This is a genomic window from Streptomyces fructofermentans, assembly GCF_014651055.1.
GTDB lineage: Bacteria > Actinomycetota > Actinomycetes > Streptomycetales > Streptomycetaceae > Streptomyces > Streptomyces fructofermentans.
The window spans coordinates 330,733-353,634 of record NZ_BMWD01000005.1; the positions used below are offsets into that span (position 1 = coordinate 330,733).

Consider the following 22,902-nt stretch of genomic DNA (forward strand, 5'->3'; position numbering starts at 1 on the left):
TGGACCACGGCACGGGGGCGCCCCCGGCGGCATCCGCCGGGGGCGCCCCGGGGCTCAGCCCCGGAAGCCGAGCAGCCCGTGCAGCGTCGCGCCGCGCGAGGCGGGGGCCTTGGTGCTCAGCGGCTTCGGTTCGGGCCTCGCCCCGCAGACCGCGTCGGCCTCCGCGCCGCCGCGCGGCACCTTGCCGGAGCCCAGGTAGGCGGCCAGGTGCTTGTCGAGGCAGGCGTTCCCGCTCAGGGTGATGCCGTGGTTCCCGCCGCCCTCCTCGACCACCAGGGCGGAACCGGCCAGCAGGTGGTGCAGGGTGACGGCGCCCTCGTAAGGCGTCGCCGCGTCGTCCGTCGCCTGGAGGAGCAGCACCGGCGGCACCGAGTGGTTGGAGACGTCCACCGGCTCCAGGGTGTCCGTCGGCCAGAACGCGCACGGCGCGTTGTACCAGGCGTTGTTCCAGGTCATGAACGGGGACTTCTCGTGCACGGCCCAGTTGTCCCGGCGCCAGCGGTTCCAGTCGCGCGGCCAGTCCGCGTCACGGCACTGCACGGACGTGTAGACGCTGTAGCCGTTGTCGCCCGAGGCGTCCACGGCGGCGAAGTTCCGGTACGCCGCGACGAGGGGGTCGTCGTCCTTGTCGTTCACGAAGGCGGCGAACGCCTCGGCGAGATGCGGCCAGTAGCCGTTGTAGTAGCCGCCCGGCATGAAGGTGTCCTCGAGCTCCGAGGCGCCGACGGTCTTGTCGGCGGGCTTCTTCGCCAGCGCCGCGCGCATCGCGTACCAGGCGGCCTCGATCCTCTCGGGATCGGTGCCGAGGCGGTAGGTCCTGTCGTGCCGGGCGACCCAGGCCATGAACGCGCGGTGGCGGGAGTTGAACGCGTGGTCCTGCGCGAGGTTGTCCTCGTACCAGACGCCGGTGGGGTCGACCACGGAGTCGAGCGCCATGCGCCGCACCCGGTCGGGGTAGAGCTTGGCGTACACGGCGCCGAGGTAGGTCCCGTACGAGTAGCCGAAGTAGTTGATCGAGCGGGCGCCGAGCGCGCGCCGGATGGCGTCCATGTCGCGCACGGCGTCGACCGTGTCGATGTACGGCAGCAGGTCCCGGTGCTTGCGTCCGCAGGCCTCGGCGAACGCCCTGGCCCGGTCGAGGTTGGCCCGGGCCAGCGCGGGGGTGCTCGGCACGGAGTCGGGCCGCACGGGCGAGAAGTGGCCCGGCCTGCAGTTCAGCGCGGGCTTGCTGGCGCCGACGCCGCGCGGGTCGAAGCCGACGACGTCGTACTGCGAGGCCACCGCCTTCGGCAGCGAGGCCGCGACGAACCCGGCCAGGCTCCGGCCGCTGCCGCCGGGACCGCCCGGATTGACCAGCAGAGGGCCCTGGTAGGCCTTCTTCGAGGTGTGCGGGACCCTGGTGAGCGCGAGCGTGATCAGCCTGCCGCGCGGGTTCGCGTGGTCGAGCGGAACCTTCAGGGACGCGCACTGGAGGGTCGGGTACTTCGAGGTGCCGCACTTCTTCCAGGCCGGTTTCGCCGCGTCGGCGGTCCGGGCGGTGCGCGGCGCGGGGCCCGCGCTCGCGTCGGCCGGGACGGCGGTGAGCATTCCGGCCATCACGGCGGCGGCACCGCACAGAGCAGCTGCGCGATTCTTCATCGTGGCTCCCGGTACGGAGGTGTCCGGCCGTGCACGCCACGGCCTTCGCCGTATCGTTCCGGAGCCCGTGCCCGGAAGGGCCGGTTATGGCGAGAGTTGACCCCATCGGGCCAGGGATGGGGCCGGATGCCGGGAAGGGGCGGCGGGCCCAGGGCGGCCGGGAGGCCGGCTGCCGGGAGGGGGGTGCCGGCCGGGAGGCGGGTGCAGGCCGGTGACGGGAGCGGCGCGGGCGCGGGTCAGAGCAGGGTGAGCTGGGTCGGTGCCGCGACGTCCGGCTCGGGGGCGGGTGCCGGGAGCCTGCGGGGCATCCCCGGGCGCGTGGGGCCGATGCCGTACTCCTCGGCCAGTTCGTGGACCTGGCGGGTGATCCGGCGCTGGTACCACCTCGGGGCGTACGCGCCCTCCGCGTACAGCCGTTCGTAGCGGCGCACCAGGTGCGGGTGGTGGTGCTCCAGCCAGCTCATGAACCACTCGCGCGCGCCGGGCCGCAGATGCAGCACGAGCGGGGTCACCGAGGTCGCGCCGGATGCGGCGATCGCCCGTACCGTCGCCCGCAGTTGGGAGGGCTCGTCGCCGAGGAAGGGGATCACGGGGGCCATCAGGACCCCGCAGTCGATGCCGTGTCCGCTCAGGGCGCGTACGACGTCGAGGCGGCGCTCCGGGGCGGGTGTGCCGGGCTCCACGGTCCGCCACAGCTCGTGGTCGGTGAAGCCCACCGAGACGGAGATCCCGACCTCGGTGACGGCGGCGGCCTCCTTCAGCAGGTCGAGGTCGCGCAGGATCAGGGTGCCCTTGGTGAGGATGGAGAAGGGGTTCGCGTGGTCGCGCAGGGCGGCGATGATGCCGGGCATGAGCCGGTAGCGGCCCTCGGCGCGCTGGTAGCAGTCCACGTTGGTGCCCATCGCGATGTGCTCGCCCTGCCAGCGCCGCGAGCCCAGTTGGCGCCGCAGCAGGTCCGGGGCGTTCACCTTGACCACGATCTGGCTGTCGAAGCCGAGCCCCGTGTCGAGGTCCAGATAGCTGTGGGTCTTGCGCGCGAAGCAGTAGACGCACGCGTGTGAGCAGCCGCGGTAGGGGTTCACGGTCCACTCGAAGGGCATCCGCGAGGCCCCCGGCACGCGGTTCACGATCGTGCGGGCCCGGATCTCGTGGAACGTGATCCCACGGAACTCGGGCGTGTCGATCGTTCGCGTGATCACCGCGTCCGCGCCGAACAGCGCGGCGTTCCCGGACGGGTTGCCGTCGGACTCCGCTGTGAGGTTCTCCCAGCGCATGACGCCTCCTCGGTAGCACTGGACACAGAATAGAACACATGTTCCCTTGATCGTGCGAACTCATTTTCGATGCCCTCCGGGGACCCCGATTTGGGCGGCTCGGGCGCCTGATGGTTGGCTGAGCGCTGACGCCCGAGATCCCGAGTGCTGGAGGAACGCAATGGCGCAGGTCGAGGCCACCACGGAACGAGTCGTAGCGGGTCAGCCGGACGACGTGTTCGATGCGCTGGCCGACTACAGCGGCACGCGCCCCAAGCTCCTGACGGAGCACTACAGCGAGTACGAGGTGCGCGAGGGCGGCGACGGCGAGGGCACCCTCGTGCACTGGAAGCTCCAGGCCACCAGCAAGCGAGTCCGTGACTGCCTGCTGGAGGTCAGCGAGCCCACCGACGGCGAACTCGTCGAGAAGGACCGCAACTCCTCGATGGTGACCACGTGGCGCGTCACCCCCGCCGGTGAGGGCAGGTCCAGGGTCGTCGTGAGCACGGTCTGGGACGGCGCCGGCGGCATCGGCGGCTTCTTCGAGCGGACCTTCGCCCCGAAGGGCCTCGGCAGGATCCACGACGAGGTGCTCGCGAAGCTCGCCGCCGAGGTGGAGAAGTAGTCACCGGGCGATTCCGCTGATCCGGCGGGCGCGCGGAGGGTGACGTCCGCGCGCGGCCGCGGCGCTCACCGTATCGAGTGGTTCTCGACGGCGCCCCTCCGCCCGTCGCAGGTCTCCCACCGGCCGTTTCGTCCAACTCCGCCCGATGAAGGGCGACTCGTCGCGCTTGCTCCCCGTTGTCGCGCAATGCGAAAAATGGGCCCCGCAGGCGCGACGAGGGGAGCGGTACGTGGGCGGGACGACTCCGGTCGGCGGCGAACGGGGTCGGCGGACCCCGGACCACGAGCACGTCACCCTCCAGGAGCCGCCGGAGCGCGGGCGGTTCGAGGCGCCCGGCGCACGCCGGGCACGCCTGGTCGTGGCAGCCGGGCTGCTGCCGGTCATGCTGCTCGCCGCGCTGGACCAGATGACCGTGGCCACCGCGCTCCCCGTGATCGCCGGGGAACTCCACGGAGCCGACCGGATGTCCTGGGTGATCACCGCCCCCCTGCTCGCGTCGGCCTCGGCACTGCCCGTCTACGCCCGGCTCGTCGATCCGTACGGCCGCAGGGGCGTCCTCCAGTTCGCGATCGTCGCCCTCGTCGCCGGGTCCGCGCTCGCCGGACGGGCCGCCACCATGGACCAGTTGATCGCCTTCCGCGCGCTCCAGGGCGTCGGCGCGGGCGGACTCATGATCGGTGTCCAGGCGGTCGCCGCCGACATCGTGCCGCCCCGGGAACGGGTCCGCGCCACGGGTCTGATCGGTGCCGTGTTCGGCGTCGCGTCCTTCGCGGGACCGCTGCTGGGCGGGTACTTCACCGACCACCTCTCCTGGCGCTGGTGCTTCCACGTCAACGTGCCCCTCGGCCTCGTCGCCCTCGCCGTCGTGACCTTCGCGCCGAAGCCGCCCGCCCCCGCCGCCAGGGCCCGGCCCGACGTCCCGGGCGCCCTCCTGCTGTCGGCCGTGCCGACCTGCCTGGTGCTGCTCGCCGCCTGGGGCGGGACCGAGTACGCGTGGGGCTCCCGCGTCGTCCTCGGGCTCGGCGCGGGAGCCGTCGCGGCCGCGGCGCTCCTCCTCGTCGTCGGGCGCCTCGCGCCCCGACCCCTCCTCCCGCCGCGGCTGTTCCGGGACCGGGCCTTCAACGTCACCGCCGTCGTGGGGGCGGCCGTCGGGGCCGCCCTGTTCGCCACCGCCGGGTACCTGCCGACCCACCTGCAGATGGTCGAGGGCGTCAGCGCCACCGGGGCCGGCCTCCTGATGCTCCCGATGACGGGCGGCATCGTCGGCGCCTCCGTCGTCGCGGGCCGGCTCATCCGCCGCACCGGCCGCCACCGGCCGTACCCGGTCCTGGGCTGCGCCCTCGCGGCCGCCGGCATGTGGCTCCTGTCGCGGCTCGAACCGGGCACGCCCCGGCTGCACTTCGGACTCTGGACCGCCCTCCTCGGCGCCGGACTCGGCCTCGTCATGCCGGTGCTGGTCCTCGCGGTGCAGAAGTCGGTACGCCCCCACGACCTCCCGACCGCGACGGCCGTGGGCGACTGCTTCCGGCAGCTCGGGGGCGGTGTCGGCGCCGCGGCCTGCGGTGCCGTCCTCGCCTCCCGGCTCGCCGACGTCCGGGCCCCCGGGGGGCCCGCTCGGGCCGGGGCGCCCGACCCCGGTTCCCTCACCCCGCGACTCGTCCACGCGCTGCCCGCCGAACTCCGCGACGGCTACGTGGCGGCGTACGCCGACGCCGTGCCACGGGTCTTCCTCCACCTGGTGCCGGTGCTCGTGCTGGGGCTGCTCGTCGCCTGCTTCCTCAAGGAGGAACCGCCGGTGCCCCACGACACCCCCGCCGCCGACCCGGTGCCCCACGACACCCCCGCCGCCGACCCGGTGCCCGGCCCCGTCGACTCCCCTGTCCCGCGGGCCCGTTCGCCGCACGGCGCAGGCGCCGCCGTGTGGGGCGCCGTCCGGCACCCCGACGGCACGGCCGTGCCGCGCGCGGCGCTCACCCTGATCGACGTCGTGGGCCGCCAGACCGGGCGCGCCACCAGCGGCGAGGACGGACGGTACGGGCTGGCCACGCCGGGGCCGGGCGCGTACGTCCTGATCGCCGCGGCGGGCGGACACCAGCCGCAGGCCGTCGGGATCACGGTAGGGGAAGGGCCCGTCGCGCTGGACCTGGTGCTGGGCGGCGCCGGGCGACTGGCGGGGCGGGTGGTGACGGCGGACGGCGCACCGGTGCGGGACGCGATTGTCACGCTGACCGACGTGCACGGCGAGGTGGTGACCGCGACCCGCAGCGGCCGCGAGGGCGCCTACGCCGTCGCGGAGCTGGCAGCGGGCGAGTACACCCTCGCCGCCAGCGCGCCCGCCCTCCGGCCGGCCGCCGTGCCCGTCGGCGTGCGGGCCGCGCGGGAGACCCGCCAGGACATCGAGCTGTCGGGCGGCGCCGTGCTCCGGGGCACCGTACGGGCCATCGGGGGGAGGCCGGTCGAGGACGCCCGGGTGACGCTGCTCGACGCCGCCGGGAATGTCGTGGCCACCGTGACGACCGCGGGCGACGGGGCGTTCCGGTTCGTCGACCTGCCGTCGGGGGAGTACACGGTGATCGCCGCGGGATACCCGCCGGTGGCCACGGTCCTCCAGGTCGCCGGGGGCGGACGCACCGAACGCGACCTCCGGCTGGGGCACTAGGGACTGTCCGGCGACTCGCGTCCGCCGTGCGGCGCCGCGCCCGCTCGTGGTGCCGAACGCGGTACGCGCCGGGGTGCGCCCGGGGTAATTCCCGCAATGCCACACATGGCGACCGGGCGCGGACGTACCGTGGTGACGGCGCGACAGATCTTGCGGACCGTGCGGAGAGAGGGCCTGGGCCATGGACCGTGACGCGGACCGTGACACCGGCCGCGACGCCGGCCGTACCCCGGATCGCGGTACCGGCCGTGACGCCGATCGTGGCATCGGCCGCGGCCGCCCGGACGTGCCGGAAGGCGGCTCGGGCGTGAACGGCCCGAACGGTGTCGCCGTGGGACGCATCCCGCTCGCCGTGGTGGTGGCCGACCGGGACGGCCTGGTCTCCCACTGGAGCCGGGGCGCGCGGCGGCTGTTCGGCATCGGCAAGGAGGACGCGGTCGGGCGCCCCGCCATGGACCTGCTGCCCGTCTCCGGCGCCCTGTCCGAGGACACCGCCACGCCCCACGCGTACGGCGCCTACGACGGACTCGGCCCCGACCTGGAGTCGTCCCTCGACGGAGGGCTGTCCTACCCGGCGGCCGGCCGCGCCCGGCTCTCGGCGGCACCCGGCGACCGGGTCGACCGCGTCGACGTGCTGTGGTGGGCGTACCCGCTCGTGGGCCCCGGCCCGGAGCGGCTGCTCGTGCTCGCCGCCGACGCGGGCGGGCTGCGCGAGGAGGGCGCCTCCGGGAGCGCGGCGGCCGAGCGCATCGCACCCGGCTTCGCCCTGCACACCGACTTCCCCGGAGCCGAGGAACTGGCCCGCAGGCTGCCCGACATCCTGCCCAGCATGAGCGTCGGGGAGAGCGCCAGGATCGTCGCCCAGGTACTCGAACTGGGCTACCCCGTGCTGGAGTTCAGCCAGAACGACCTGGTGCCCGTGACCCCCGACTGGGGTGTGCCGCGCCGCGCGGAACGCAGGCTCAGGCAGGCCCGCGCGGCAGCCGCGACGGCCGCCGGCGAACCGCCGCCGCAGGACGCCGAGGCCGAGGACCTCGAGTACGCGGCGGTGCGCGAGCGGCTGGAGTTCCTGAACGAGGTCAGCGGCCGCATCGGCACCTCCCTCGACCTGTCCCGCACGATCGTCGAGGTCAGCCGGGCCGTCGTCCCGCGCTTCACCGACGTGGCCGGCACCTATCTGCGCGAGCAGGTGGTCGCGGGTGAGGGCTTCCCCGACGGAGTCCCCGACACGACCACGATGTGGCACCGGGTGGCACTGGAGCACACGGACGAACCGGGCCGCTGGGACGACGTCGTACCGGTCGGCGAGGCCATGCCGTTCCCCGCGCACACCCCGTTCTTCCAGTGCATGACCACCGGCGAGCCCGTCCTCGTGCCGCGCATCAGCGAGCAGATGGGCCACATGATCGCCGCGCAGTTCGAGAAGCGCGACATCCGGCCCCTGATCACGCACCGGTCGATGCTGGTCGTGCCCCTGAAGGCCCGCAACGTGGTCCTGGGCTTCATGATCCTGCTCAGGCACCCGGAGCGCGTCGAGTTCAACGACATGGACCGGGTCACCGGGGCCGAACTCGCCGCGCGCGCCGGGCTCGTGCTCGACAACGCCCGCATGTACACGTACCAGGAGAGCGTCGCCGAGACCCTCCAGGACAGCATGCTGCCGCAGATCGCCCCGAGGATGTCGGGCTGCGACATCGCGACCCGCTACCTGCCGGGCACCCTGCTGGGCAGGGTCGGCGGCGACTGGTTCGACTCGGTCAAGCTGCCCGGGTCCAGGACCGCGCTCGTGGTCGGCGACGTCATGGGCCACGGGCTCAACTCGGCGGCGATGATGGGCCAGTTGCGCACCGCCGTGCAGACCATGGCCGCCCTGGACCTGCCGCCCGCCCAACTGCTGCGCAATCTCGACGACTTGGCCCAGCGCCTGGGCGAGCACTACCTCGCGACCTGCCTGTACGCGATCTACGACCCCATCGCGAGCGAGCTGGAGATCGCCAACGCGGGCCACATCCCGCCGGTGCTGGTGCGCGCCGAGGACGGCCGCAGCGATCTGCTGGAGCTGCCGACGGGCGCGCCCGTCGGGGTGGGCGGGGTCCCCTTCGAGTCCGTACGTGTCCGGGTGGCGCCCGGCGACCGGCTCGTGATGTGCACCGACGGCCTGGTCGAGGTGCGGGGCGAGGACATCGGGGTCGGGCTCGCCACGCTGTGCGAGTCCGCCGCGCACCCGGCCGCGTCCATGGACGACGCCTGCGACACCATCATCCGGGCGCTCAACACCCGGGGCGGGCGCAAGGACGACGTGGCGCTCCTGATGGCCCGGCTCAACGGCATCGAGCCCGAGGACGTGGCCCTGTGGCGGATCGGGCTCGACCCCGCCGAGGTCGGCAGGGCGCGCGCCGCGGTCCGCGAACAGCTCCACGTCTGGGACCTGCCCTCGCTGGCCGACCACGCCGAACTGATGGTCGGCGAACTCGTCACCAACGCGGTGAACCACTCCCACGCCCGCCCGGTCGAACTGCGGCTGGTGCGGGGTGACACGCTGCTGTGCGAGGTGGACGACGACGACCACACCCTGCCGACACTGCTCAGCGCGGGTCCGCTCGACGAACGCGGTCGGGGCATGCGCGTGGTGAGCACGCTGGCGCGCGAGTGGGGCGCCAGTCGCACGGGTTCCGGCAAGACGGTGTGGTTCGAACTGACCGTGCCCCTGCGCTGACCGTACGAGGGGCGTGCGGGGCGCGGACCGGCGCACGGCCGGCGAACGAGCCGTGAAGGTACGCGCCGCATGCTTGTCGCTCCGCCCCGGGCGCGATAGACCGGACTGCCCGTCAGTTCCGGGCGGTCCGCGGTCGCATCCTGGGGAGCCGGCAATGAGCGTGACGACTGGGTACAGGGAAGCCTGGGAGGGTTTCTGGCGGGAGGCCCCGGGTGAGCAGGGGGCAGTGCTCTGGGACGCGGAGCCGGCGCTCACCGCGGGCGTCCACCTGCCGCTGTTCGAGAAGCACCTCGCGGCCCCCGGGCTGCCCCTCGTGGACCTGGGCTGCGGAAACGGCACCCAGACCCGCTTCCTCGCCGACCGCTACCCCAGGGTCATCGGGGTCGACCTGTCCGCCGCCGCCCTCGACCACGCGGGCCGGGCGGACCCCGCGGGCCAGGCCTCCTACCGCCTGGCCGACGCGGCCGACCGCACGGAGGCGGAGTCGCTGCACGCCGAACTCGGCGACGCCAACGTGTACATGCGCGGTGTCCTGCACCAGTGCGAGCCCGGCGACCGGCAGGCGCTCGTCGACGGCATCGCCGCGCTCGTGGGCGACCGGGGGCGGGTCCTCCTGGTCGAACTCGCCGAGGCGGCCGGGCTCCGGCTGCGCGAACTCGCCGGGGGTCCCGGCGGGCCGCCCGCCAAGCTCGCGCCGGTCCTGCGCCACGGCATCGCACCCGGCGAGGTGGCCGACGCGGCGGTTCCGGAGTTCCTGCGGGCCGCGGGGCTCACGGTCCTCGCCGGCGGCGACCTGCCGCTCGCCACGACGGAGTTCCTGGCCGACGGCACACGCGTCGAGCTTCCGTCGAAGTGGCTCGTGGCGGGCCGCGTCTGAGTCCCGGGCGGGCCCGTCCTGGACGGGCCCGCGGCGGTCTACGCGACCGGTTCGCCGGGCCCCGCCCCTCGGGGCGGGGCCCGTCCGCCCCGGCCGGGCGGGGGCTCGGGCCCGCGCCGGAGCGGGCGCCGGGAGCCGTGCGCGAACGGGTCCGGCACCCTTGGCGCGCACAGAGGTATGTGACATAGTACTGACGTGACCAAGCCGCTGACCTGCGATGTCGTGGTCGTCGGGGCCGGGATGGTGGGGGCTGCGAGCGCCCTCTACGCGGTCCGGGCGGGCCTGCGCGTCGTCCTCGTGGACCGCGGTCCCGTGGCCGGCGGGACGACCGGCGCGGGCGAGGGGAACCTGCTCGTCTCGGACAAGGAACCGGGTCCCGAACTCGACCTCGCCCTGTTCTCGGCCCGGCTGTGGGACGGCATCGCGGCGGAGCCCGGGGTGGCCCGCGCCGTCGAGTACGAACGCAAGGGCGGCCTCGTGGTCGCCTCGGACCCGCGGGGACTGACGGCGCTGGAGGGCTTCGCCGAAGGGCAGCGCGCCGCGGGCGTGGCGGCCGCTCCCGTGGCCGCCGGTGACCTCCACGAACTGGAGCCGCACCTCGCCAGGGGCCTCGCGGGCGGTGTCCTCTATCCGCAGGACGCCCAGGTGATGCCCACGCTGGCAGCCGCCCACCTCGTACGGCTGGCCCGGCTGGCCGGTGCCTCCCTGCTGACCGGCAGCACGGTCACCGGCGTGCTGCGCACGGCGTCGGGGTCGGTACGCGGCGTGCGCACGCCGCGGGGCGACGTCCACGCGCCGGCGGTCGTCAACGCGGCCGGCACCTGGGGCGGCGAACTGGCGGCGCTCGCCGGGGTGTTCCTGCCGGTGCTGCCCCGGCGCGGCTTCGTCCTCGTCACCGAACCGCTGCCGCCCACGGTGCGGCACAAGGTGTACGCCGCCGACTACGTGGCCGACGTGGCCAGCGACTCGGCGGCGCTGCAGACCTCACCGGTGGTCGAGGGCACGGCGGGCGGCCCGGTACTGATCGGGGCGAGCCGGGAGCGGGTCGGGTTCGACCGCTCCTTCTCGCTGCCCGTGGCGCGGGCGCTCGCGGCCGGGGCGACCCGGCTGTTCCCCTTCCTGGAAGGCGTCAGGGCCATGCGCGCCTACCTGGGCTTCCGGCCGTACCTGCCCGACCACCTGCCCGTGATCGGCCCCGACCCGCGTGTGCCCGGGCTCCTGCACGCCTGCGGGCACGAGGGCGCGGGGATCGGACTCGCCACCGGTACGGGCCACTTGCTGGCGCAGGTGCTGATCGGACGCGCGCCCGACCTGGATCTCGCGCCGTTCCGCCCCGACCGCTTTCCCGACAGCCCTCCCGGGGGCTCTCCGGACCGCTCCGCGGAGGGCCCTGCGGGCCTGCCCGGCGAGCGGCTCCGGGAGTCGCCGGGCAGGCCCGGGGAGTTCCACCGACCCGAGGACACGCCGTGACGCGCCGCACTCCGCTGGAACTCGCCGGCGCGGAGCCGGGCCCCGCCTTCACCGTCACCTTCGACGGCCGCGAGCTCGCGGTCCTGCCGGGCCGGACGATCGCCGCCGCGCTGTGGTCGGCGGGCGTCACGTCCTGGCGCACGACCCGGGCGGGCGGCGAACCGCGGGGCGTCTTCTGCGGCATCGGCGTCTGCTTCGACTGCCTGGTGACCGTCAACGGCCGCCCGAACCAAAGGGCCTGCCTGCTGCCGGCGGAGCCCGGAGACGTGATCCGCACCCAGGAGGGGACCGGCCACCATGACTGACCGGACGGGCGGACGGCCGCACCTCGCGGTGGTCGGCGCGGGCCCCGCCGGGCTGACGGCCGCGCTCGCCGCCGCCGCGCGCGGCGTGCGGGTCACCCTCGTCGACTCCGCCCGGGAGCCGGGCGGCCAGTTCTACCGGCAGCCCGCCGCGGCCCTCGGCGCCCGCCGGCCCGAGGCCCTGCACCACCAGTGGCGCACCTGGGAACGCCTGCGCGACGGCCTGGCGCGGCACATCGCGTCCGGCGCCGTCACCCTGCTGACGGACCATCATGTCTGGTCCGTGGAGCGCGAGTCCGGCTCCGCCGTCGTCCACGCCCTGCTCGGTCCCGCGCAGGAGGAGTCCGTCGCCGTGCGCGCCGACGCGCTGCTGCTGGCGACGGGCGGCCACGAGAGGGTGCTGCCGTTCCCCGGCTGGACCCTGCCCGGTGTGCTCAGCGCGGGCGGCGCCCAGGCGATGCTCAAGGGCGGGCTCGTGCTGCCGGGACGTACCGCCGTGGTGGCCGGGACCGGGCCCCTGCTGCTGCCGGTGGCCGCCGGGCTCGCCGCCGCCGGAGCGAGGGTCGCCGCCCTCGTGGAATGGGCCGACCCCCGGGACCTCCTGCGCCACGTCCGGGTGTTCGCCGCCCGTCCCGCGAAGCTCGTCGAGGGCGCGCGCTACGCGGCCGAACTGGCCCGGCACCGGATCGCGGTCCGGCCGCGGCACACCGTCGTCGCGGCCCACGGCAGCCGGCATCTCGAAGCCGTCACCGTCGCCGCCCTGGACCGCGACGGCCGGGTCCGGCCGGGCACGGAGCGGCGCGTCGCCTGCGACACCCTGGCCGTCGGACACGGCATGCTCCCGCACACCGACCTCGCCGAGGCCCTCGGCTGCCGGCTCGACGGGGTGGCCGTCGCCGTGGACGACGAGCAGCGCACCGACGTGCCCGGCGTCTGGGCGGCGGGCGAGGCCACCGGCATCGGCGGCGCGGCGCTCGCCCTCGCCGAGGGCAGGATCGCCGGCCTGTCCGTCGCCGCCCGGCTGCACGCGCGGACGCCCGACCCCCGCTCGTACGCGGCCCCCGCCCGGGAACGGGCCGCCCTGCGCGCGTTCTTCGCCGCCGTCGACAGCGTCTGCGCCCCGCCCGCCCGGTGGGCCGAGCAGGTCACCGACGACACCGTCGTGTGCCGCTGCGAGGAGGTGCCGGCCGCCGCGGTCCGCGAGGCCGTCGGCGAACTCGGCGCGGGGGACGTCCGTACGGTGAAGCTGCTGACCCGCGCGGGGATGGGCTGGTGCCAGGGCCGGATGTGCGGCCCCGCCGTGGCCGGGCTCGCCGGCTGTCCCGAGGCCGCCCCACGACGCCCGTTCGCCCACCCCGTACCGCTCGGCGTCCTGGCACGCGACCCGGCCCCGGCCCCGCCCTCGGACCTGGCCCCGCACCCGGCCCCGGACCCGGCCTCGGCCCCGGACCCGGCCCCGCCGTCGGACCCGGCACCGCATTCAGGGCCGGCGTCGGCCCCCGTGTCGGACCGGGCTCCCCGACCGACACGTCACAGCCCCTCGACCGGATGGGAATCACCATGACCGACCTCCGCCCCTGGCGCGGTGTCCTCGTCGCCACCGCCCTCCCGCTCCGCGACGACCTCTCCGTCGACCACGACGCGTACGCCGAGCACTGCGCCTGGCTCGTCGGGAACGGCTGCGACGGTGTCGTGCCGAACGGCTCGCTCGGCGAGTACCAGGTGCTGACCGAGCGGGAGCGGGCCGACGTGGTGAGGACCGCGGTCGCCGCGATCGGCGGGGAACGCGTGATGCCGGGCGTCGCCGCGTACGGCTCGGCGGAGGCCCGGCGCTGGGCGGAGCAGGCGCGTGACGCGGGGTGTGCCTCCGTGATGCTGCTGCCGCCCAACGCCTACCGGGCCGACGAGCGTTCCGTCCTCGCCCACTACGCGGAGGTCGCCGCGGCGGGCCTCCCGGTCGTGGCGTACAACAACCCGATCGACACCAAGGTCGACCTGGTCCCGGAACTGCTGGCCAGGCTGCACGGCGAAGGCCTGATCCACGCGGTCAAGGAGTTCTCCGGCGATGTGCGCCGCGCGTACCGCATCGCCGAACTGGCCCCGGAACTCGACCTGCTGATCGGCGCCGACGACGTGCTGCTGGAGCTGGCGGTGGCCGGCGCCAAGGGCTGGGTGGCCGGCTACCCCAACGCGCTGCCCGCGGCGGGCGTCGCGCTGTACCGGGCCGCCGTGGCGGGGGACCTGGAGACGGCGGGCAAGCTCTACCGGCAGCTCCACCCGCTGCTGCGCTGGGACTCCAGGACCGAGTTCGTACAGGCCATCAAACTGTCGATGGACGTCGTGGGACGCCGCGGCGGTCCGGTACGGGCGCCCCGGGTGCCGCTCCTGCCCGAGCAGGAGCGGGAGGTGCGCGAGGCCACCGAACGGGCCGTCGCCGCCGGACTCGCCTGACGGCCGCACCGCCCGGCGCCGGGTAGCGGGAGGACCGCCCCGCCCGGCGCCGGCCCGTTGGCGGTCGGCCGTACCCGAAGGCCGCCCGCCCGCACGCCGTCCGGCGCGCTTGGCCCACCGACCGCAGCGAGACCCCGAACGACGAGAGGGAGACCATGCGCAGCACACTCGTCCTGCACGCCGTCGACTCGCACACCGAGGGCATGCCGACCCGCGTGATCACCGGCGGGATCGGCACGGTCCCCGGCGCCACCATGAACGAGCGGCGCCTGTACTTCCGCGAACACCGGGACGACATCAAGCAGTTGCTGATGAACGAGCCGCGCGGCCACGCGGCGATGAGCGGTGCGGTCCTCCAGCCGCCGACCCGGCCCGACTGCGACTTCGGCGTCATCTACATCGAGGTGTCGGGCTACCTCCCGATGTGCGGCCACGGCACCATCGGTGTCGCGACCGTCCTGGTGGAGACCGGCATGGTCGAGGTGGTCGAACCGGTGACCACCATCCGTCTCGACACCCCGGCCGGAGTCGTCGTCGCGGAGGTGGCCGTCGAGAACGGCGCGGCCAGGGCGGTCACCCTGCGCAACGTGCCGTCCTTCGCCGTCGCGCTCGACCGGAAGATCGAGCTGGCCGACGGCCGGACCGTCACCTACGACCTCGCGTACGGCGGGAACTTCTACGCGATCCTGCCGCTCGACGCGTTCGGGCTGCCCTTCGACCGGGCGCGCAAGGACGACATCCTCGCCGCGGGGCTCTCACTGATGGAGGCCGTCAACGCCCAGGGGGAGCCGGTCCACCCGGAGGACCCGTCCATCCGGGGCTGCCACCACGTGCAGCTGCTCGCACCCGGGTCGACGCCCCGCCACTCACGGCACGCGATGGCCATCCACCCCGGCTGGTTCGACCGCTCGCCCTGCGGCACGGGCACCAGCGCGCGCATGGCGCAACTGCACGCGCGCGGCGAACTGCCCCTGCACACCGAGTTCTTGAACGAGTCCTTCATCGGGACCCACTTCACGGGACGGCTCCTCGGCACCACCGAGGTCGCCGGATCGCCCGCCGTGCTGCCCAGTTTCACCGGACGGGCCTGGGTGACCGGCACCGCGCAGTACCTTCTCGACCCCGAGGACCCGTTCCCCGCGGGCTTCGTCCTGTAGACCCCGCCGCCACCGCGTGACCCCGAAGGAGCCCGACCGATGCCCGCCCAGCGCCCCGGCGCCCCCGCCCTGCCCACGCTGGGCGGCAAGAAGCCCAGTTACCGTGAGCGAGTCGCGGACGCCCTGCGGGCCGCACTGATCGCCGGCGAACTGCGCCCGGGCGAGGTGTACTCGGCGCCCGGTCTGGCCGGGCGCTTCGGGGTCTCCGCGACACCCGTCCGCGAGGCCATGCTCGACCTCGCCAAGGAGGGCCTGGTGGACACCGTGCCCAACAAGGGCTTCCGGGTGACGGCGGTGTCCGAGCGGCAGCTCGACGAGTACACCCACATCCGCTCACTCATCGAGATCCCCACCACGGCCGCCCTCGCGACCACCGCGGAGCCGGCCGCGCTGGAGCAACTGCGGCCGGTGGCACGGGAGATCGTCACGGCCGCCGCCGACGGGGACCTCATCGCCTACGTCGAGGCGGACATCCGCTTCCACCTCGGACTGCTGGCGCTCGCGGGCAACGAGCACCTGGTCGCGGTGGTCGGCGACCTGCGCAAGCGCTCGCGGCTCTACGGGCTGCACGCACTGGTGGAGGCCGGCCGCCTGGAGGCCTCGGCCGAGGAGCACCTGGAGATCCTCGACGCGCTGGCGGCCCGCGACGAGAGCGCCGTACGGGCCGTGATGACCCGACACCTGGGACACGTGCGGGGGTTGTGGGCGGCCGGGTGAGCGAACCGCGACACGCTGCCGGGCAACCCCGCCCCCGCGCGCCCGCGTGCTCTCCTGAGTTCGCCCCAGGAGCCCGGAGGAGAACGCACGGTGAGCAAGCGCATCCGCAGAACGCAGGCCGCAGTTGTGGCGGTGCTGGCCGCACTCGCCGTCCTGCCGCCGGGCAACTCCACCGCGGCGTCCGCGGTCCGCGCGTCCACCGCGCCCTCGGCCGCGCGGGCGCCCGGCCACGACCTGCTCAGCGCGGCCGGTCGGCGCAGCAGCCGGGCGCGCGCGCTGGCGGTCGCGCAGGTGGCCGCAGGCCGCGCGGTCCCCGAGACGCGGGGCTCCTCGCAGCGCATCGAGTACCGGGCGGGCCGGTACGCCGAGACGCGACGCACCACGGACCGTGTCTTCGTCCTGCCGGTCGAGTTCCCCGACCAGCGGCACAACGACATCCCGCGGCCCGACCGCTCCACCGACAACACCACCGTGTGGACGCGGGACTACAGCAGGGACTACTACCGGCGGCAGATCTTCGGCAGGTGGCGCGGCTCCCTCAAGTCCTACTACCGGCGCCAGTCCAGCGGCGCCTACTCGATCACCGGGACCGTGCACGCCTGGACGCGTGTCGGCCACCGGCTCGCGTACTACGGCACCGACTCCTGCACGAGGAACGGGGCGGCCGTCTCGACGTACTACTGCAACAGACGGCTCGTCACCGACGGCCTCGACCAGTGGTACGAGGACCGGCGGGCCGACGGGTGGAGCGCCCGCCGGCTGGCCGAGTACCTCTCCACGTACGACAGATGGGACCGCAACGACTTCGACGGGGACGGCGTCTTCAACGAGCCCGACGGCTACCTGGACCGGGTCATGATGATGTTCGCGGGCGAGTCGCAGGCCAACGGCGGCGGGGCGCGCGGCACCGACACCCTCGGCTCCCACCGGGGCACGGTCAGCCACCTCCAGAGCGGTGCGGGCCGGCTCGGCCCCGCCAACGGCAACCACGACGGGGGCAGCCCCGTCGGCGGCTCGGGGATCTGGGTCAACGACTACACGATGACCAACGAGAACCGCGGGCTGGGCACCCTGGCCCACGAGTACGGCCACGACCTCGGACTGCCCGACCTGTACGACACCTCGGGGGGCGAGAACTCCACCGGGTTCTGGTCGGCGATGTCCCAGGGTTCGCTGCTCTCCGACGAGCACGAACTCGCCCGGCACCCGGGGGACCTGGGCGCCTGGGCGAAGCTCCAGCTCGGCTGGCTCGACCACGAGGCCGTCGAGGCGGGCACCGCGGCCACGGTCACCCTGAACCCGCTGTCCGTGAACTCCGCGACCCCGGGCAGCGAGGCACTCGTGGTGCGGCTCCCGGCGGACGCGGACGGCAACAGCCGCTCGTACGTCGTCGAGAACCGCCAGTACACGGGGGACGACGTCCACCTCAAGTCCGGTCCCTTCCACCTGGGTTGGGCGGGATCGAAACCCCGGCTGAAGGAACGCCTCGGCTACGGGACCGGCGTCCTGATCTGGTACTGGAACACCAGGTACCGCGACAACCGGACCAGGGCCAACGGCGGCCACGGCCTGATCCTTCCCGTCGACGCGCACGCCGAGCCCTTCCGCGGCCCCTCGGGAGCCGTGCTCCGCAACCGCCTCCAGGCGTACGACGCGCCCTTCGGCCGCAGGCCCACCGCCCCGCTCGTCCTCCACGTCGGCGGGGTGCGCACGACCGTCCCGTCCCGGCCGGGCGTCCCGGTCTTCGACGACCGCGGCAGGACCCACCACCACGCCGCCGCCCCCTACGGCTCCAGCCACGACGCCGACTCCGGGACCACGATCACCGTGGACCGCGAGTACCCCGACGGCCGGGTGAAGGTTTCGGTCGGTTCGTCCGGCTGAGGGCCCACCCCTGTGGGGCGCAGACGGACTGCGATACAACTGGAGCATGGCAAAGATCCTCATCAGCGCCGACATGGAGGGCGCCACCGGTGTGACCTGGCCGGCCGACGTGCTGCCGGGCACACCGCAGTGGGAGCGGTGCCGCGCGATGTTCACCTCGGACGTCAACGCGGCGGTCCTCGGCTTCCTCGACGGCGGTGCCGACGAGGTCCTCGTCAACGAGGCCCACTGGACCATGCGCAATCTCCTCCTGGAGCAACTGGACGAACGCGCCCAGATGCTCACGGGACGGCACAAGTCGCTCTCCATGGTGGAGGGCGTGCAGCACGGCGACGTCGACGGCATCGCCTTCATCGGCTACCACGCCGGGGCGGGCATGGAGGGCGTCCTCGCCCACACCTACCTCGCCAACTCGATCACCGGCGTCTGGGTCGACGACGTACGCGCCAGCGAGGGCCTGCTGAACGCCCTGGTCGTCGCCGAGTACGGCGTCCCCGTCGTGCTCGTCACCGGCGACGACGTGGCCTGCGAGGACGCGCTCGGCTACGCGCCCGAGGCACTGAAGGTCGCCGTCAAGGACCATGTGTCGCGGTACGCGGCGGTGTGCCGCACCCCCGCCCGCACGGCCGCCGACATCCGCGCCGCGGCCAAGGAGGCGACCGGCCTCGCGGTACGGCACGAGCCCGTCGCGGCCGGGCCGTTCACCGTGGCCCTGGAGTTCGACGCCGAGCACCTCGCGATGGCGGCCACCGTCGTCCCGGGCGTCGAGCGCACCGGCGAGCGCAGGATCGCCTACACCAGCCCGACCATGTACGAAGGCATCCGCACCTTCAAGGCGGTCACCACGATCGTCTCGGCCGCCGTGGAGGAGACCTATGGCTGACCAGCACACCCCCGACCAGCAGGCCCTGGACGAGGTCGTCCGGTTCACCTCGGACCTCATCCGGATCGACACGACGAACCGCGGAGGCGGCGACTGCCGGGAGCGTCCGGCCGCCGAGTACGCCGCCGCCCTGCTGGCCGAGGCGGGCCTGGAGCCGACGCTCCTGGAGCGCACCGAGGGACGCACGAACGTCGTCGCGCGGCTGGAGGGCACCGACCCGTCCGCCGACGCGCTGCTCGTCCACGGCCACCTGGACGTCGTACCGGCGCAGGCCGAGGACTGGAGCGTGCACCCGTTCTCCGGCGAGGTCCGCGACGGCGTCGTCTGGGGCCGGGGCGCCGTCGACATGAAGAACATGGACGCGATGATCCTCTCGGTCGTCCGGCACTGGGCGCGCACCGGAGTGCGCCCCCGCCGCGACCTCGTCATCGCCTTCACCGCCGACGAGGAGGCCAGCGCCGAGGACGGCTCGGGCTTCCTCGCCGACAAGCACCCCGGCCTCTTCGAGGGCTGCACCGAGGGCATCAGCGAGTCCGGGGCGTTCACCTTCCACGACGGCACGGGCCGCGAGATCTACCCCGTCGCGGCCGGTGAGCGGGGCACGGGCTGGCTCAAGCTCACGGCGCACGGCCGGGCCGGCCACGGCTCCAAGGTCAACCGCGCCAACGCCGTGACCCGGCTCGCCGCCGCGATCGCGCGGATCGGCGCCCACGAGTGGCCCGTGCGGCTCACTCCGACCGTCGGCGCGGCACTCACCGAACTCGCCGCGCTGTACGGCGTCGAGCCCGACCTCGACGACGTGGACACCCTCCTCGCCAAGATCGGCCCCGCGGCCGCCCTCGTCGAGGCCACCGTGCGCAACAGCGCCAACCCCACGATGCTCGACGCCGGCTACAAGATCAACGTGATCCCCGGCGAGGCCGTCGCGCACGTCGACGGACGCTTCCTGCCCGGTACCGAGGACGAGTTCCGCGCGACCCTCGACCAGCTCACCGGACCCGACGTGGACTGGGAGTTCCAGCACCGCGAGGTCGCCCTCACGGCACCCGTCGACTCGCCCACGTTCGCCGGCATGCGTGCCGCCGTCGCGGAGTTCGCGCCGGGCGGGCACGTCGTGCCGTACTGCATGTCGGGCGGCACCGACGCCAAGCAGTTCTCACGCCTCGGCATCACCGGATACGGGTTCGCGCCGCTCAAGCTGCCCGCGGGCTTCGACTACCAGGCCCTGTTCCACGGAGTGGACGAGCGGGTGCCGGTCGAGGCGCTCCACTTCGGCGTCCGCGTCCTCGACCGCTTTCTGCGCACGGCCTAGGGAAGAAATGGGGGACATCGTGCAGACCCTGGCCTACGGTTCCTGGCCCTCGCCCATCGACGCGGCGCTCGCCGCCGCTCACGACGGGCACCCCGACCACGTCGGCTTCGTGGGCGAGGAGGCGTGGTGGACCGAACCCCGGCCCACCGAGGCCGGCCGCCGCACCCTGGTGCGCCGCCGGCCAGACGGCACCGAGGAGTCGGTGCTGCCGGCCCCCTGGAACGTCCGCAGCCGCGTCATCGAGTACGGCGGCCGGCCCTGGGACGGGACGATGGGCGGGAACGGCCCGCTCGTCGTCTTCGTCGACTTCGCCGACCAGCGCCTGTACGCGTACGAGCCCGCCGTCCCGGACGCCCTGCCGCGCCCCCTCACACCCGTGTCGCCCGTCGGCGACGGACTGCGCTGGGTGGACCCGCAGGTGCGCCCCGAGCGCGGCGAGGTCTGGTGCGTCCTGGAGGAGTTCACCGGCGACGGGCCCACCGACGTGCGCCGGGTCGTCGCCGCCGTGCCGCTGGACGGCTCGGCCGCCGACGACCGCGACGCGGTGCGCGAACTCACCGACGGGCAGAACCGGTTCGTCACCGGCCCGCGGCTCTCGCCCGACGGCGAACGGGCCGCCTGGCTCGTGTGGGACCACCCGCGGATGCCGTGGGACGGCACCGAGCTGATGGTCGCCGACGTCGCCCCCGACGGAACGCTGAGGGGAGCGCGGAAGGCGGCCGGCGGCCCGGACGAGTCCATCGCCCAGGCCGACTGGTCGGCCGACGGGTCCCTGCTCCACGTCAGCGACCGCACCGGCTGGTGGAACCTCTACCGGGACGGCGAGCCGCTGTGCCCGCGCGAGGAGGAGTTCGGCGGGCCGCTGTGGACGATCGGGCGCCGCTGGTTCGCACCGCTCGACAGCGGGCTGATCGCGGTCGTGCACGGCCGCGGCACCACGGCGCTCGGCATCCTCGACCCGGAGACCGGCGAGGTCGTCGACGCCGCCGGACCCTGGACGGAGTTCGCGGCCACCCTCGCCGCCGACGGCAGCCGGGTCGTCGCCGTGGCCGCGAGCCCGCGCAGCGCCTACGAGGTCGTCGAACTGGACGCCCGCACCGGCCGCGCCCGGGTGGTCGGCGCCGCGCACGACGACCCGGTGGACCCCGCCCACTACCCGGAACCGCAGATCCGCACGTTCACCGGCCCCGCGGGCCGCGAGGTCCACGCCCACATCTACCCCCCGCACCACCCCGGCCACATCGCCCCCGACGACGAACTCCCCCCGTACGTCGTCTGGGCGCACGGCGGCCCCACGAGCTGCGCCCCGCTCGTACTGGACCTGGAGATCGCCTACTTCACCTCCCGCGGCATCGGCGTCGCCGAGGTCAACTACGGCGGTTCCACCGGCCACGGCCGCGAGTACCGCAACCGGCTGCGGGAGCAGTGGGGCGTGGTGGACGTCGAGGACTGCGCGGCCGTCGCCCTCGCCCTCGCCGAGGAGGGCACCGCCGACCGCGACAGGCTCGCGATCCGGGGCGGCAGCGCGGGCGGCTGGACGGCCGCCGCCTCCCTGGCGAGCACCGACGTGTACGCCTGCGGGACCATCATCTACCCCATCCTCGACCTCGCGGGCTGGGGGACGGGGGAGACCCACGACTTCGAGTCCCAGTACCTGGAGAGCCTCGTCGGCCCGCTGGCCGAGGTCCCCGGACGGTACGCCGAACGCTCGCCCAGCGAGCACGCCGACCGGGTCACCGCGCCCTTCCTCCTCCTCCAGGGGCTCGACGACGTGATCTGCCCGCCCGCCCAGTGCGAGCGCTTCCTGGCCCGGGTCGAGGAGCGGGAACGGCGGGTGCCGCACGCCTACATCGCCTTCGAGGGCGAGGGCCACGGCTTCCGGCGGGCCGACACGATGATCCGGGCCCTGGAGGCCGAACTCTCCCTGTACGCACAGGTCTTCGGCCTCAATCCACCCGGTGTCGCGACCCTGGAGCTCGGCAAGTGAGAGAACTCGTCCGGCCCCCCAGGCTGCGTGCGGGCTCCCGGGTCGCCGTGGTCGCCCCCAGCGGGCCGATCCCCGAGGAACGGCTCGCGGCGGGCCTGGACATCCTGCGCGGCTGGGACCTGGACCCCGTCGTCGCGCCCCATGTCCTGGACAGGCACGAGGAGTTCGAGTACCTGGCCGGCACGGACCGGAACAGGGCCGCGGACCTCCAGGCCGCGTGGTGCGACCCGTCCGTGGACGCCGTGCTGTGCGCCCGCGGCGGCTACGGCGTGCAGCGCATGGTCGACCTGCTCGACTGGGACGCGCTGCGCGCCGCCGGACCCAAGGTGTTCCTCGGCTTCAGCGACATCACGTCACTGCACGAGGCGTTCGCCGCACGGCTGGGCCTCGTGACCCTGCACGGACCGATGGTCGCGGGCCTCGACTTCGTCAAGAACGCGCGCGCCCAGGAACACCTGCGGGCGACCCTCCTCGAGCCGGAGTCCGTGCGCACCCTCGTCTCCGACGGCCGGGCCCTGGTGCCCGGCCGGGCCCGGGGCGTACTCCTCGGCGGCTGCCTGGCCCTCCTCGCCACCGACATCGGCACCCCGTACGCCCGGCCCCCGGAACCCGGTGGCCTCCTGTGCCTGGAGGACGTCGGCGAGGACACGTACCGCCTGGACCGCTCCCTCACCCAGCTCCTGCGGGCGGGCCGGTTCGACGGGGTCTGCGGCATCCTGCTCGGCTCGTGGGACCGATGCGGCCCGTACGAGAAGGTCCGGGCGCTGCTCCTCGACCGGCTCGGCGGACTCGGCGTGCCGATCGCCGAGGAGTTCGGGTTCGGTCACTGCGACGGGGCGCTGACCGTCCCGTTCGGCGTGCGCGCGGAACTGGACGCGGAGGCGGGCACGTTGACGCTGGAGGCGCCGGCGCTCGCGTAGCGGCGCGGGGGCGGGCGTCCATGCGGCGAGGCCGGGGAGGCGGCCGGGGGC

The 22,902-nt window shown here is 74.5% G+C and carries 17 protein-coding genes; 15 read left to right on the forward strand and 2 right to left on the reverse strand.

What is annotated here, in order from left to right:
* Positions 1-54: 54 nt before the first annotated feature.
* Both IE265_RS10075 and IE265_RS10080 read right to left on the reverse strand, forming a co-directional pair.
* Positions 55-1,638 (reverse strand): alpha/beta hydrolase, encoded by a 1,584-nt coding sequence (locus IE265_RS10075; protein ID WP_190035077.1) that lies wholly within the window; start codon positions 1,636-1,638, stop codon positions 55-57.
* Positions 1,639-1,874: 236 nt separating this feature from the next.
* Positions 1,875-2,912 (reverse strand): Rv2578c family radical SAM protein, encoded by a 1,038-nt coding sequence (locus tag IE265_RS10080; RefSeq protein ID WP_190035078.1) that lies wholly within the window; start codon positions 2,910-2,912, stop codon positions 1,875-1,877.
* 160 nt (positions 2,913-3,072) lie between these two features.
* Between IE265_RS10080 and IE265_RS10085 the strand changes: the two genes are divergently transcribed.
* The 15 genes from IE265_RS10085 to IE265_RS10155 all read left to right on the forward strand — a co-directional run bounded on the left by IE265_RS10085 (position 3,073) and on the right by IE265_RS10155 (position 22,851).
* Positions 3,073-3,516 (forward strand): SRPBCC family protein, encoded by a 444-nt coding sequence (locus IE265_RS10085; RefSeq protein WP_190035079.1) that lies wholly within the window; start codon positions 3,073-3,075, stop codon positions 3,514-3,516.
* A 229-nt stretch (positions 3,517-3,745) separates the two neighbouring features.
* Complete coding sequence (locus IE265_RS10090; protein WP_373302923.1) at positions 3,746-6,175, forward strand: MFS transporter; 2,430 nt, start codon at positions 3,746-3,748, stop codon at positions 6,173-6,175.
* A gap of 181 nt (positions 6,176-6,356) precedes the next feature.
* Positions 6,357-8,891 carry an ATP-binding SpoIIE family protein phosphatase gene (locus IE265_RS10095; protein WP_190035081.1) on the forward strand — a complete coding sequence of 845 codons (2,535 nt, stop codon included), beginning with the start codon at positions 6,357-6,359 and terminating at the stop codon, positions 8,889-8,891.
* A gap of 154 nt (positions 8,892-9,045) precedes the next feature.
* Positions 9,046-9,768 (forward strand): class I SAM-dependent methyltransferase, encoded by a 723-nt coding sequence (locus IE265_RS10100; protein WP_190035082.1) that lies wholly within the window; start codon positions 9,046-9,048, stop codon positions 9,766-9,768.
* A gap of 195 nt (positions 9,769-9,963) precedes the next feature.
* Positions 9,964-11,238, forward strand: coding sequence for an NAD(P)/FAD-dependent oxidoreductase (locus IE265_RS10105; RefSeq protein WP_190035083.1), 1,275 nt, complete (start codon positions 9,964-9,966; stop codon positions 11,236-11,238).
* Positions 11,235-11,543 (forward strand): (2Fe-2S)-binding protein, encoded by a 309-nt coding sequence (locus tag IE265_RS10110; RefSeq protein ID WP_190035084.1) that lies wholly within the window; start codon positions 11,235-11,237, stop codon positions 11,541-11,543. Before IE265_RS10105 ends, IE265_RS10110 begins: the two co-directional genes overlap by 4 nt.
* The gene (locus IE265_RS10115) at positions 11,536-13,104 is read left to right on the forward strand and encodes an NAD(P)/FAD-dependent oxidoreductase (RefSeq protein ID WP_190035085.1); all 1,569 of its coding nucleotides are present in this window, start codon (positions 11,536-11,538) and stop codon (positions 13,102-13,104) included. Before IE265_RS10110 ends, IE265_RS10115 begins: the two co-directional genes overlap by 8 nt.
* Complete coding sequence (locus IE265_RS10120; protein WP_190035143.1) at positions 13,095-13,991, forward strand: dihydrodipicolinate synthase family protein; 897 nt, start codon at positions 13,095-13,097, stop codon at positions 13,989-13,991. The genes IE265_RS10115 and IE265_RS10120 overlap by 10 nt, the downstream gene beginning before the upstream one ends.
* Before the next feature lie 155 nt (positions 13,992-14,146).
* Positions 14,147-15,148 (forward strand): proline racemase family protein, encoded by a 1,002-nt coding sequence (locus IE265_RS10125; RefSeq protein WP_190035086.1) that lies wholly within the window; start codon positions 14,147-14,149, stop codon positions 15,146-15,148.
* Between the two features lie 39 nt (positions 15,149-15,187).
* Positions 15,188-15,865 carry a GntR family transcriptional regulator gene (locus IE265_RS10130; RefSeq protein WP_190035087.1) on the forward strand — a complete coding sequence of 226 codons (678 nt, stop codon included), beginning with the start codon at positions 15,188-15,190 and terminating at the stop codon, positions 15,863-15,865.
* 90 nt (positions 15,866-15,955) lie between these two features.
* Complete coding sequence (locus IE265_RS10135) at positions 15,956-17,749, forward strand: immune inhibitor A domain-containing protein (RefSeq protein WP_190035088.1); 1,794 nt, start codon at positions 15,956-15,958, stop codon at positions 17,747-17,749.
* Between the two features lie 46 nt (positions 17,750-17,795).
* A complete protein-coding gene (locus IE265_RS10140) occupies positions 17,796-18,632 on the forward strand; it encodes a M55 family metallopeptidase (protein ID WP_190035089.1) in 837 nt (278 codons plus the stop codon).
* Positions 18,625-19,944: a M20/M25/M40 family metallo-hydrolase gene (locus IE265_RS10145; RefSeq protein ID WP_190035090.1), complete on the forward strand. Its 1,320-nt coding sequence runs from the start codon at positions 18,625-18,627 to the stop codon at positions 19,942-19,944. The genes IE265_RS10140 and IE265_RS10145 overlap by 8 nt, the downstream gene beginning before the upstream one ends.
* Before the next feature lie 7 nt (positions 19,945-19,951).
* On the forward strand, positions 19,952-21,931 hold the full coding sequence (locus tag IE265_RS10150; protein ID WP_190035091.1) for a prolyl oligopeptidase family serine peptidase: 1,980 nt from the start codon (positions 19,952-19,954) through the stop codon (positions 21,929-21,931).
* The gene (locus tag IE265_RS10155; RefSeq protein WP_190035092.1) at positions 21,928-22,851 is read left to right on the forward strand and encodes a S66 peptidase family protein; all 924 of its coding nucleotides are present in this window, start codon (positions 21,928-21,930) and stop codon (positions 22,849-22,851) included. The genes IE265_RS10150 and IE265_RS10155 overlap by 4 nt, the downstream gene beginning before the upstream one ends.
* Positions 22,852-22,902 lie beyond the last annotated feature (51 nt).

What these genes read in the sequence shown, in the direction of transcription:
- IE265_RS10125 (WP_190035086.1), top strand. Translation starts at nt 14,147, where the DNA reads ATGCGCAGCACACTCGTCCTGCACGCCGTCGACTCGCACACCGAGGGC.
- IE265_RS10080 (WP_190035078.1), bottom strand. Translation starts at nt 2,912, where the DNA reads ATGCGCTGGGAGAACCTCACAGCGGAGTCCGACGGCAACCCGTCCGGG.
- IE265_RS10150 (WP_190035091.1), top strand. Translation starts at nt 19,952, where the DNA reads ATGGGGGACATCGTGCAGACCCTGGCCTACGGTTCCTGGCCCTCGCCC.
- IE265_RS10075 (WP_190035077.1), bottom strand. Translation starts at nt 1,638, where the DNA reads ATGAAGAATCGCGCAGCTGCTCTGTGCGGTGCCGCCGCCGTGATGGCC.
- IE265_RS10130 (WP_190035087.1), top strand. Translation starts at nt 15,188, where the DNA reads ATGCCCGCCCAGCGCCCCGGCGCCCCCGCCCTGCCCACGCTGGGCGGC.
- IE265_RS10140 (WP_190035089.1), top strand. Translation starts at nt 17,796, where the DNA reads ATGGCAAAGATCCTCATCAGCGCCGACATGGAGGGCGCCACCGGTGTG.
- IE265_RS10085 (WP_190035079.1), top strand. Translation starts at nt 3,073, where the DNA reads ATGGCGCAGGTCGAGGCCACCACGGAACGAGTCGTAGCGGGTCAGCCG.
- IE265_RS10145 (WP_190035090.1), top strand. Translation starts at nt 18,625, where the DNA reads ATGGCTGACCAGCACACCCCCGACCAGCAGGCCCTGGACGAGGTCGTC.
- IE265_RS10100 (WP_190035082.1), top strand. Translation starts at nt 9,046, where the DNA reads ATGAGCGTGACGACTGGGTACAGGGAAGCCTGGGAGGGTTTCTGGCGG.
- IE265_RS10115 (WP_190035085.1), top strand. Translation starts at nt 11,536, where the DNA reads ATGACTGACCGGACGGGCGGACGGCCGCACCTCGCGGTGGTCGGCGCG.
- IE265_RS10095 (WP_190035081.1), top strand. Translation starts at nt 6,357, where the DNA reads ATGGACCGTGACGCGGACCGTGACACCGGCCGCGACGCCGGCCGTACC.